Source organism: Listeria rocourtiae subsp. hofi (assembly GCF_963575615.1).
Taxonomy (GTDB): Bacteria; Bacillota; Bacilli; order Lactobacillales; family Listeriaceae; genus Listeria_A; species Listeria_A hofi.
The window spans coordinates 1-11,642 of the sequence record NZ_CAUYTL010000054.1 but is presented as its reverse complement, the minus strand read 5'-3'; the positions used below and the strand labels follow the sequence as shown (position 1 = coordinate 11,642).

Annotated in this window: 11 protein-coding genes; 6 read left to right on the top strand and 5 right to left on the bottom strand. The window is 40.3% G+C overall.

All coding sequences use genetic code 11. The annotated features are described in order from the left end of the window. Positions 1–83 precede the first annotated feature (83 nt). From R8925_RS15005 to R8925_RS14985, 5 genes are all read right to left on the bottom strand, one after another. Positions 84–944 carry a PTS mannose transporter subunit IID gene (locus R8925_RS15005; protein WP_430536598.1) on the bottom strand — a complete coding sequence of 287 codons (861 nt, stop codon included), beginning with the start codon at positions 942–944 and terminating at the stop codon, positions 84–86. Positions 945–963: 19 nt separating this feature from the next. Beyond that, positions 964–1,773, bottom strand: coding sequence for a PTS mannose/fructose/sorbose transporter subunit IIC (locus R8925_RS15000; protein ID WP_430536597.1), 810 nt, complete (start codon positions 1,771–1,773; stop codon positions 964–966). Positions 1,774–1,837: 64 nt separating this feature from the next. Then, on the bottom strand, positions 1,838–2,326 hold the full coding sequence (locus R8925_RS14995; RefSeq protein WP_430536596.1) for a mannose/fructose/sorbose PTS transporter subunit IIB: 489 nt from the start codon (positions 2,324–2,326) through the stop codon (positions 1,838–1,840). Next, positions 2,326–2,748, bottom strand: coding sequence for a mannose/fructose/sorbose PTS transporter subunit IIA (locus tag R8925_RS14990; RefSeq protein ID WP_430536595.1), 423 nt, complete (start codon positions 2,746–2,748; stop codon positions 2,326–2,328). Before R8925_RS14990 ends, R8925_RS14995 begins: the two co-directional genes overlap by 1 nt. Positions 2,749–3,044: 296 nt before the next feature. Further along, the gene (locus R8925_RS14985; protein ID WP_430536594.1) at positions 3,045–5,852 is read right to left on the bottom strand and encodes a sigma-54-dependent transcriptional regulator; all 2,808 of its coding nucleotides are present in this window, start codon (positions 5,850–5,852) and stop codon (positions 3,045–3,047) included. A 210-nt stretch (positions 5,853–6,062) separates the two neighbouring features. On the opposite strand from R8925_RS14985, the gene R8925_RS14980 reads away from it, so the two are divergent. The 6 genes from R8925_RS14980 (at position 6,063) to R8925_RS14955 (ending at position 11,483) form a co-directional block, all read left to right on the top strand. Next, on the top strand, positions 6,063–6,701 hold the full coding sequence (locus R8925_RS14980; RefSeq protein ID WP_430536593.1) for an FMN-dependent NADH-azoreductase: 639 nt from the start codon (positions 6,063–6,065) through the stop codon (positions 6,699–6,701). Positions 6,702–6,989: 288 nt separating this feature from the next. Further along, positions 6,990–7,397 (top strand): DUF2177 family protein, encoded by a 408-nt coding sequence (locus tag R8925_RS14975; RefSeq protein WP_430536592.1) that lies wholly within the window; start codon positions 6,990–6,992, stop codon positions 7,395–7,397. 16 nt (positions 7,398–7,413) lie between these two features. Further along, positions 7,414–9,192 carry a DegV family EDD domain-containing protein gene (locus R8925_RS14970; protein WP_430536591.1) on the top strand — a complete coding sequence of 593 codons (1,779 nt, stop codon included), beginning with the start codon at positions 7,414–7,416 and terminating at the stop codon, positions 9,190–9,192. A 4-nt stretch (positions 9,193–9,196) separates the two neighbouring features. Next, complete coding sequence (locus tag R8925_RS14965; RefSeq protein WP_430536590.1) at positions 9,197–9,964, top strand: DUF1295 domain-containing protein; 768 nt, start codon at positions 9,197–9,199, stop codon at positions 9,962–9,964. Between the two features lie 128 nt (positions 9,965–10,092). Further along, positions 10,093–10,731, top strand: a complete 639-nt coding sequence (locus tag R8925_RS14960) for a DUF5105 domain-containing protein (protein WP_430536589.1) — start codon at positions 10,093–10,095, stop codon at positions 10,729–10,731. A gap of 110 nt (positions 10,732–10,841) precedes the next feature. Beyond that, positions 10,842–11,483 (top strand): DUF5105 domain-containing protein, encoded by a 642-nt coding sequence (locus R8925_RS14955; RefSeq protein WP_430536588.1) that lies wholly within the window; start codon positions 10,842–10,844, stop codon positions 11,481–11,483. Positions 11,484–11,642: the final 159 nt, after the last annotated feature.

Genomic DNA, 11,642 nt, shown 5'->3' with positions numbered 1-11,642 from the left:
ATTGAACCGCCGTATACCGAACGGTACGTACGGTGGTGTGAGAGGTCGGAGCCTAACGGCTCCTCCTACTCGATTATCCGTCATCACGAACCTGGAACGGCGAAGATTCCCAGTATATAACCAATAATACCAAGTCCGAATAACATGAATATAATCCAAAGTGCATTGATTTTTTTCTTCAGAAGCCACATACAAGCAAAAGTTAGTCCTAATGCCAGTATACCAGGCATCAAACTATCCAAAATATCTTGTACAGTAACTGTTGTCGTTTTCCCTTCCTGGTTTGTCGTTTTAGAAACAACGATGGGGATATTAATTGTTGTCCATTTATTTACTAATCCACCCATAACGAACAGACCAAGAATCGAGGCGCCTTCTGTTAATTTTTGCAATACGCCACCTGACATATCAGAGACAACATCGGAGCCTTTTCCATAGCCGTAAAAAACGCCCCAATAACGGAAACCAAGACGAATCGCATTAAAGAGTACAAAGAATAGCAGTGGCCCGAAAATGCTACCAGTTGATGCAAAAGAGGCACCAAGCGCGGCAAGTACTGGACGAACAGTTCCCCAGAAGATTGGATCCCCAACACCAGCAAGTGGCCCCATCAAGCCAACCTTAATACCATTGATAGCAGCCTGATCAATTGGTGTACCATTTGATTTTTGTTCCTCCATCGCAGCGGTTACCCCTAAAATCGGAGCTCCCATATAAGGGTGTGTATTAAAAAATTCAAGATGGCGCTTCATCGCTTCTTTGCGCTCATCACCTTCATATAAACGGTTAATAATAGGGACAACTGTAAAACAAAACCCTAAAGCTTGCATACGTTCAAAGTTCCATGAGCCTTGGAACAGGTTGGAACGAATAAATACGGACATTAAGTCACCTTTTGTTAGCTTCTTCTCACCAACGGTTACTTTTGCAGTTTCGTTACTCATAATTTGGTTACCTCCTTTTTTAGTCATCTAGGTCGTCATCTGATTTAGACCTACCTCCGCCACCACTTGAATCATACTGGGCAAGTGCTTCTTTTAGATAATATTTTGGACTTAGTTGGATGTAGATGATTGCAGCTACAAGTCCTAAGACACCAAGAGCTACTAAGTTGAATGTGGTGAAGGCTGCGACTACGAAGCCAAGGAAGAAGAATGGCATTAAGTATTTCGCTTGCATCATGTTAATTACCATCGCATACCCGACAACAACAATAAAGCCGCCGGAAACGTTCAGACCATTAACCAACCAGTCTGGAATGGCATTTAACATATTTGTAACCGCGTCTGTTCCTACAGATAATGCTACGATTAAGACTGGAATCGCAATACGCATAGCCTGCAGGAGCAAGGCCGTGACATGGAGTAAATCGATTCCCCTGAGATTTCCAGATTCCGCCATTTTATCGGCAGAATGTTGGAATCCGACTGTAATTGTACGAACTAGAATCGTTAAAACTTGACCAGCAGCAGCTAATGGTATCGCGAGTGAGATACCAACGCTGATGTCTTGCCCTCCTGTAATAACTAGGATTGTAGAGATTAAAGATGCTAAAGCTGTATCTGGCGCAACGGCGGCACCAATATTCATCCAGCCTAGTGCAATCATTTCTAGTGAACCACCAATAATAATACCAGTTGCCATGTCCCCAAGTACTAGCCCAGTCAAAGTACAAGCGATTAACGGACGGTGGGACTGCCACTCATCCAAGATACTACCCATACCGCAGACACAGGCTACGAGGAAGACAAGGATTAATTGAATTGCATCCATATAAAATTCCCTCCCAATTTTTCATTCCTAAAAAATAACGTTTAAAATTGCTCGAAAAATAAAATTACAAGCCTTCTTTATCTAGTAAGGGAATCATTTTTACTTTGCTATCAGCTGCGACTTTACGGATTTCAAGCTCAATACCTTTTTCATCAAGTTTACGGAAAGCCTCAATATCTTCTGGACCAACAGAAACAGCATTCGTAATCTGTTTTCTGCCGTCACGGTAGGCCATGCCACCAATATTTACCGTTGTAATGGGAACACCAGCTTCTACCATACGCACAACATCTGTTGGATTTGTGAAAAGTAGCATAACAGGTGTTGTTTCGTATTTAGGATTATTGTATACACGAATTCCTTTTTCAACATCTACCACGCTTGATTTAACGCCAGGCGGTGCGACTTGTTTTAGAAGGGTGCTGCGAATTTCATCCTTTGCAACCTCGTCATTACATACGATAATACGCTCTACCTGTGTTTCTTTTGTCCAAACAGTGGCTACTTGCCCATGAATAAGGCGGTCATCAATTCTTGCTAAACGGATATCCATTATAAATCATCCTCCTCGACATTTTTAAGTGATTCTTTTAGTGATTTAACGCCATCACGACCAGCCGTAAGAGCAGTTTGCACCAAATCTTCAAAACTACTCACCGCTCGCATAGATAGGGTTTCCAGCAACATCGGAATGTTGGTTCCGGTTACGACATCCATTTTCTCTTTCGGTAAAGCAATTTGGCTGGCCGCGTTATACGGACTACCACCAAATAAGTCAACCATGAAAAGGACACCTTCAGAAGCATCAATAACGTCCAATTTATCAGTGAACTTTTGGATTAATGTATCTGTATTTTCTCCTGGAACGAACGTGATAAATTCCACATTATCCTGTTTACCAATAATCATTTCCGTCGACTTAAGCAATTCACGGGCTGCCTCGCCGTGCGTTCCAATAATGATACCTACTGGCATACTAACTCCTCCTTTTTGTTTGCTAGGATTTTGTGTTTACCCATATGTATTGCAAGGAGCATGCCAATGTTTCGTATTCGTGTTCCTTGTACTACTGAATGCGTCTTTCGTGGGCAAACTCATCCTTGAAAAAATGTATGCAGGTTAGATTGATACGGTACAGATGTCATGTAATACACTACTGTCTGCTAGAATATCAATGCTTACATACAGTGTTTATTACCCTAATACGGCAATCTAAAAAAAACTGCGAAAAAAATTATAAATAGCAATTTTTTTCGCAGCATCTAATTTGATTAACTTGTTTGATGTGTCTTTGTTATTATGTCATAAATGTAATATTGTTCATCGCTGGTTAAGGATAGTTTCATCGGTTGGAAACAATCATTACAGGCTTCTTGAATAGCGTTAAAAACCGTTGTTCCTTGGATGGTTTCGCTCGATTCATGGTAAGTCAGACTATCTTTTAAAACCATGCGTTCGATAGCGCACCCGACATGAATAAGGAGATTGATTTTAAGCGTATTTTCCATCGTGTATTGTAATTGCGTTTCCAGCATCGTAGCAAATTTCAACAGACTAGGCAGAATTTTTTTCGGATTAAGATAGGTTAAAAATTCGCCAAGACTGTCTTCGATGACTTCGCGGGCAATCCAATTTGTTTCGTTTTTCTTGATGAAAATATCGCGTTGTTTGATGAGTTGGATAATCTGTTCTTCGCCATCTTTTGCGAAAAGGCGTTCAATGGATAGGAATGGAATTTGGATTTTCGGATTATGGATGCCAACGATCATAAGGATATCATTCTCTTCTTGAAGCTGCTCGATTCTTTGATCGGCTTCATGAACACCGATGGGAATAACTTTAATGTTGTCGGTAGTAAGATTTTCGAGAATATTTTCGATGAAGGATTGCAGCTTCTCAGCCGTTCCTTCGCCAGTTGCACAGATTGTAACAATCGCGTGCGGCTTATCGCCAAGTGTAGCAGTGGCTTCGGAATCGTAACCACCATAGCCGCGGAAATCTTTAAGCGAATCGTAAATACTATTCAAATCCATGTCAAGAATATTGGATTTGCGGACAGCTTCAATAACGGTAGCGGTGGAAACCATGTCGATGGTGCGAACGGGAATACCGGTTCGTTCAGAAATGACTGGGCCAAAACTTGTGAGTGAGCCCATGTCAACAAGGAGAAGAACGCCGCGTCCCATATCAAGTTCACGTGCACGTTGGGTAACTTTGTCAAGCACCACTTTGGGGCTGAGATCAAGTGGCATATCGATGCTATCCACCAAGCCTTCACCTAGCAGTTTTTTTGCCACGTTAACCATACTTGTTGCGCTACTATTTCCGTGTGTGGCAACAAGGACCGCTACCCGATTTTCTTCTTGTTCTTTAAGAAGCGAGCTGATCAGTAACGTTAAATAGAGGACTTCCATATTAGGTACTCGAATCTGAAATTCGGCTTCGATTTCTTTCTTCATCTCACGCGCAATTGCATAGCTCTCCGGTTTATCGTTTACGACATTTTCGATATTTGTATATTTAAGCGGTTTGTTACTTCGCGCTCGCTTGAGAAACGATGTGAGATGTAAACTGAATGCTAGCAGGAAACGCTCGTTTAGTTTTTTTCCGAGCTGTTGCTCAATCTTTACTTGAATGTCTTCTGTGAAATTTAAAATATCCTCATTCACGATTTTTAGGATATTGTCGCGGTCGTGAATCGTGTTCTTGAATTTATTATAGAAGCTGTTGAGGTGCACATCGATGTCCATCGTGATGAATTTCTTGATATCCTCGTCCTCAACGCCTTGATCCATCAGAATGGAGGCCTTATCTTCAATGATTTTATACAGATTGAAATCAGGCTCATACTCATCGGAATTGATAAGCTGCTTGCCACGTTCAGGCATAATAACCGTGTAAGGATCAAGGTATTTTGAGATTTCCTGTAATTCTTTTCGGCGCCCACTAAAATGGAAAAATCCGTCTTTGATGTTTATCGGTAATGTTTTAAAGTTGATTAAGATTTCTTCATCTTTATCAAAACTATTTAAAAACCCTTGGGCGCAGACAAGCTGAATATTTGATTTTAATTGCCCGATGTTACCAAAAGTTGTGTTTCCAATCAAAGCTTTGGCGGCTTCATCTTCAATGCGTAGCGGTTTACTGATTCGATGCGCTTCATTAGAGAGCAAATTTTTCAAAAGGTCAACACGTTCTTTGGCTGATCGCTCTTCTAAACTTGGTAAGGAAATCACAATTGGAATCCGACGAACAAAAGTGCGTAGCAACGAGGACTCGGGGTCTTCTGTTGTTGCACCAATAATAAGTACATTTGATTTCCTGCGTCGATCCGTTTCTCCCAACTTATTAAATGTACCAGTATCCATCAAGTAGAAAATCATCTCTTGGCCTTCTGGTGGGAGCCGATGAATTTCGTCTAAGAATAAAATACCTCCATCTGCTTTTTCGACGAGTCCTTCTTTTTCATTATCAGCACCTGTAAATGCGCCTTTTGTGTGACCGAAAATATGAGACATCAACAGTTGCGGATTATTATAGTAGTCTGCACAGTTAAAAATAATAAATGGGGACTGACTTGATAAGCGTTCAGCGTGCTGGGAGTAACGATACATTAGATTAGCAAATAGTGTTTTGCCGACTCCGGTTTGTCCAACAATCAATGTATGCAGACCATTCGGAGGATAAAGAACGGCGGCCTTGGCTTGCTCCACCTGGGTTCTTAGACTGGCGTCTGACCCAATTAAATCATCGAATGGGCTTCGTTGTACCATATTATGTTGGAGGATTTTTAGTAATGCCTGACTGTTTTCAAATTCGAGTTCATCTTCTGGCAGTAATCGCTCGAGTTTTTCTTCTACGGATTGACGATCCAAATAACGCACCGGTCGCCCAGCAATTTTAATGATTTTTCCTTGGCGGTGCAGTTCATTTAGTTCCATACTGACGTTGTTTCGCAAAATATCGAGAGCTTCTGATACTTCTGATGCAGTAATACCTTCATTTTGTTCCAGTTGTTTCTTTAAATTGTCATAGTCATGTTTCTTTATATACTGATAAATACGCTCAATACGCTTCATAGGTACCCCTCCAGTTCCTCTATTGGGAAAATAGTGTATTAATAATAGTAATACACTAGTGGATTTCTGTATTTAGTTTAGCATGACTAGCCGATTTGTCAAGCACTTACGGATTCGGGTATGTAGTTCCATAACTGTTCATTGACGAGTGAGGTAGACTGGGCTAAAATAAGGAGGAAAAAACTAAACAGAAAATGGGGTTGAATTCCTTTGACAAAGTTATTATTTATTAAAGCATCACCACTTCCAGATGACGTTTCAAGAAGTATGGTTGTTGCGAGCGCTTTTTTGGAGAAATACAAGCAAGAAAATCCGAATGATGTGGTTGAGCGAGTTGACGTATATGAGCAAGATATCCCATTGATTGACGGAGCATTTATGGCGGCTGGTAACGAATTACGTGGGGGTAAAGCTTTCGCTGATTTAGATCCAGCGATGCAAGATAAGTTGACGAAATTTGACGCATTGACACAACAATTCATGGATGCAGATCGTTATGTGATTGTTTCGCCACTTTGGAACCTAGGTATTCCGCCAATGTTGAAAGCTTATTTTGATACAGTTGTTGTTGCTGGAAAAACATTCAGATATACAGCAAATGGCCCAGAAGCCTTACTGCAAAACAAGAAGGCATTGCAAATTCATGGTAGTGGCGGCGTTTATTCTACTGGGGAATCAGATCTTGAGACGCATGGTGAACCTTACATCAATACGATTTTGAATTTTATTGGTGTAGAAACCTTACCGAGCGTTTTCGTTGAAGGTGTAGATTATGATCCAACGCGTAAAGACGAGATTTTGAATGCTGCGATTGAAGAAAGTGTTCGTCGGATTAGTTTGTTTAAATAGAAAAAGAGAGACTAGGAATTTGTTTTCGCGCGATTTTCTAGTTTCCCTTTGTTTTTATAAAGAAAAGTGGTACATACACTAAGCGAGTGAGGTTAAGTCTGTTGGTTAGGATGCAGAATCAACAAAAGTGTAACAAACTCATGTTAACAAAGGTAGAATTTTGGCTAGATAAAAAGGTTCTTTTTGATGTGATTTTATCCACAAACAAATTAATAGCTAAAATTACTAGTTCATTGCTATAATTTGAGCTTAAGGTGGGTATAATGAAATATGAGGGAGAGGTTCATTATGATTTATTTCGCGAAGCTTGCTGGAATGGCTCTTGTCGTTTTTTTAGTAATTGATGCTTTGTGGCTTGGGGTTATCGCCAAAAATTTGTATAAGCATTATCTAGGGGATTTGATGGCTACCAATGTGCGTTTTGGTGCGGCACTTTTATTTTATCTATTATTTGTATGCGGGATGGTCTTTTTTGTTATCGAACCAGCACTTGCAAAGAATAGTATCCAGTTTGCGATTTTTGCAGGAGCATTTTTAGGATTGCTTTGTTATGCGACGTACGATTTAACAAACTTGGCGACGCTTAAAGACTGGCCAGTAATTGTCACAGTGATTGATTTAGTATGGGGAGCGTTTATTACAGCAGCAACCTCAAGCATTGTGTTTAGTTTAGCTAAATTATGGGGAATTTCATAAAGGGGGGATGGGAACGATGACGGATTTTTTAGATAGTAAAAAGTTATACCATGCTTTCTTGGGAGGCGCTAAGGCGGTTATTGATGCAAAAGATGGACTGAATGCAATCAATGTTTTTCCAGTGGCAGACGGGGATACGGGTAGCAATCTGGCATCGACTATGTTATCCATTGTAGAGGAGTCCAAGATAGGGAACTCAGCAAAAGAGACGTTGTACACGATTTCGGAGGCAGCATTATTTGGAGCTCGAGGTAACTCAGGGATTATTTTTGCGCAGTATGTAAATGGTATGCATTTTCATTTATCAGATGATAAGCATGTTTCGTTGCAATGCTTTGCGCGAAGTGTCTCTGGCGGTGTGGACTATGCGTACCTTGCGATGGGGAACCCAGTAGAGGGAACGATGATTACGGTAATACGGGCGTGGTCAGAGGCGATTATGCAGGCACGCGAGCAGAGTGCGACTTTTCAAGAGGTGTTAGCAAATGCATTGAGGCAGGCAAAAAATGCCTTGGAGAATACGCCGAATATGCTACAAGTTTTGCGAGATAATGGTGTTGTGGATGCTGGTGCAAAGGGATTTTTAACGTTTGTTGAAGGGTTTACATCTGTGATTCAGAATGAGGAATACATTGCAAAGCAGGAGAGTTTACCAAGTTTAGTGAAAGATGAAGCGATGGATCAGGCACCAGTGTTTCGTTACTGTACAGAGGTGTTGTTGCATGGCGCGGGACTTAATACTGGTGAGATTCGATCGAATTTGGAGCGTTTTGGTGATTCATTAATTGTGGCTGGGACGGATACGAAGGTTCGTGTGCATATTCATACAGATGTTCCACGCGAGGTATGTGCTTATCTGGCGGATTATGGTGTGATGGTTCAGCAAAAAGTAGACGATATGCAAAATCAGTTTGATGTGATTCATAATCGTAAATATCGCATTGCATTGGTAACGGATTCGGTGGCGGATGTACCACAAAGCGTGATAGAAAAATATCAGATTCAGGTTATTCCACTTCACATAACGTTTGCTGGCAATGATTATTTGGATAAAGTGACAATGGATACGGAATCATTATTTGAGCGTCTACCGAGCAGTAAGACCTACCCAACTTCCTCTCAACCGAGCGTGAAGGCGGTGGCGAATCAGTTGTCTTTTTTGGCGAATCATTTTGAAAATATTCTTGTTTTAACTGTATCGGGGAAACTTAGTGGAACGTATGAGACGGTAAAAAAGGCTGCCGCGAGTGTCTCTAAGGATATTGTGGTTATGGATACAAGGCAAAATTCAGGAGCACAAGGATTGCTCGTGAAAGCTGCAGCAGAACAAATCGCCCAAGGGAAAACGTTCACGGAAGTCCAACATTTTGTGGCACAAAGTATTTCAAAAACAAAGATTTTTGTCAGCGTACCAAACCTAGATGCGATGATTCGCTCAGGGCGTCTTGGTGAAAAAGGTGGAGCAATTGGTAATACATTGAGACTGAAGCCGGTCGTTTCTTTATCTGAAACTGGGTCGGGAACCGTAAGTGACATTGCATTTAGCCTATCTAGCAGTACGAAGAAAATTGTAGCGCGCGTGAAGAAAATGATGACGCATGGTCAAGTTGCTGAGTATGCAATTATACATGCGCATACACCAGAACGTGCAGCAGAATATGAGGCACTGTTCACAAATATCATTGGAGAACCACCAGCCTATGTGATGGAAATCTCATCAATTATCGCGATGAGCGCAGGTATCGGCTGTGTCGCGATTGCGATTCGAATGCAATTAGATGAAGGAGAGGAATGATAAGATGGTATATTGGATAGCGGGACTATTATTATGGATTTACTTTACAATACTATTCCTTTGGGCGCAAAAATTACAAAATAACTCTATTGTCGATTTGGCATGGGGGCCTGGATTTGTGATTGTCGCTGTGTACACGTATTTTTTCGGTGGCGAGATGACATTGCAGGGACTTATAGTAACTATCTTTGTTTTTATTTGGGGCATGCGTTTATTTCTCCACTTGGCGAAGCGTAATATCGGAAAACCTGAGGATTATCGTTACGTCAATATGCGCCAACGTTGGGGCGTGCGCTTTGTAAAACTAAAAGCCTATTTGAATGTCTTTGTTTTGCAAGGTGTTTTACTCTATATTATCAGCTTGCCGATTTTGCTTGTGAATACGACCTCAGCAGGCGCATTAGAATGGTGGAATTTTGTAGGAATTATTATTTGGGTTATTGGATTCTTTTTCGAAGTTGTTGGAGACGAACAATTACGCCGTTTCAAAAAGAACCCAGAAAATAAAGGGAAATTAATCATGACAGGGCTTTGGAAATATACGCGACATCCGAACTACTTTGGCGAGGCACTCAGTTGGTGGGGTATTTTCTTAGTGAGCATCACTGGTGTCGTGAGTTTATGGGGTATTATTGGACCAATAATTATCACGTTACTCCTTTTATTCGTATCCGGCGTGCCATTATTGGAAAAGAAATATAAGGACCGTCCTGATTTTCAAGCTTATGCTAAGCGCACGTCCAAATTTATTCCAAGCATTCCTAAAAAGTAAGCAGTTATGCAATTATGGTGCATTTTTGAAGAATTTGTGACGTTCCTGTCTAATGTCTTGTAATCCATCTTTTTTCCTATAAAATAAGGAGGTATGAAAATAAGATGGACTAATGAGGAGTGTGTCACATGAAGAAAAAGTTAGCTTTAATGTTTGTTGCAATTTTAACAGTTGTAATTGCTTTAACAGCATGTGGAAGCAGTGCTGTAGAGCCAAAAGATGCTGCCAATATAGCGGTCAATACAATTATGTTTGATAAAGATACAGATAAATATAAGGATACATTCGGTACGAGCGCTACTGCATTACAAAAAAACAATAAAGAATTATTTACAAAAAGACTAGCGAGCAGTTTGAAAATAAAAGATGGTAGCATGGATAGTAAAATTAGCGAATTGTACGATGCCTACATTAAGCGTGCAAAAACGGTTGCAAAATACACGACAAAAGTGACGAATGACGATAAGAAAAAGCCGACTGTTGAAATTTCCGTTAATGGTCTAGATATGGCCGCTACTCAAGATGAAAGGTTAGCGGATTTTAAAGCAAAAGTAAAAGCTGACCCATCCGTTGAAAAAGATGTGAAAAAAACAGCACAAGCAGTACTTGATGGTTATCAAAAAAGTGTTGCCAAGGCTAGAGCTTCTAAAAAAACCGTTCAAGTAGCGTTGAATTTAGAAGCGAATGAAGACCAGTGGAAAATCAAAGACGATGAAGCTTTCGCAAATAAACTGTATCGTGCATTCTTTACAGGAACAGCGCAATAGGTCTTTCTGTGAATAAATGGTGAACATCCTAGCTAAATACTTGTAATCTGCTTGGATTCCTTTAAAATAGGAAGAGTATGAAATAAAGTTGGGGAAAAGGAGTGTATCACATGAAGAAAAAGTTAGCTTTACTGTTTGTTGCAGTTTTAACAGTTGCAATTGCTCTAACAGCGTGTGGAAGCGGTGCTGTCGAGCCGAAAGAAGCAGCGGATGTGGCTGTCAACACGATTATCTACAATAAAGATACAGATAAATTTAAAGATGTTTTCGGTGAGGACGCAGCGAATTTACAAAAAGAAATCAAAACAGGTTTCAAAAAAGGGTTTACAAGTAGTTTAAATATCACGGATGGCAGTATCGATGATGAAGTCGATAAATTATATGATACATTTGCCAAACGCGTAAAAGACGTAACGAAATACACAACAAAAGTAACGAATGACGACAAAGACAAACCAACTGTTGAAATCTCTGTTAACGGCCTTGATATGACAGGTGTCCAAGCAGAAATGACAACTGCATTGCAAGCGAAGGTAAAAGAAGATCCATCCATTCAAACCGATGCAAAAAAAGCGGCTACAGCAATGCTTGACGTTTACCAAGAAACAATCGCTAAAGCTAAAGTTTCTGAAAAAGCGGTCAAAGTAAAAATGAATTTAGAGTCGAACAAAGATCAGTGGAAAATTAAAGATGCAGACAAGTTTGCACAAAATCTTTATTTAGCATTCTTCACTGGAACGGTTCAGTCATAAATAAGGGCAAACAGAGGACAGCAAAACCTTTTAATTTCAAGGTTTGCGGAAGTGTAAAATAAACTGTGTAAATAATGAATCCTAGTTCATTGTTTATACAGTTTTTCTTTTTTGATACAATGAATAAAAATCGGAAAGGATGAGAGTAAGATGCCAAAG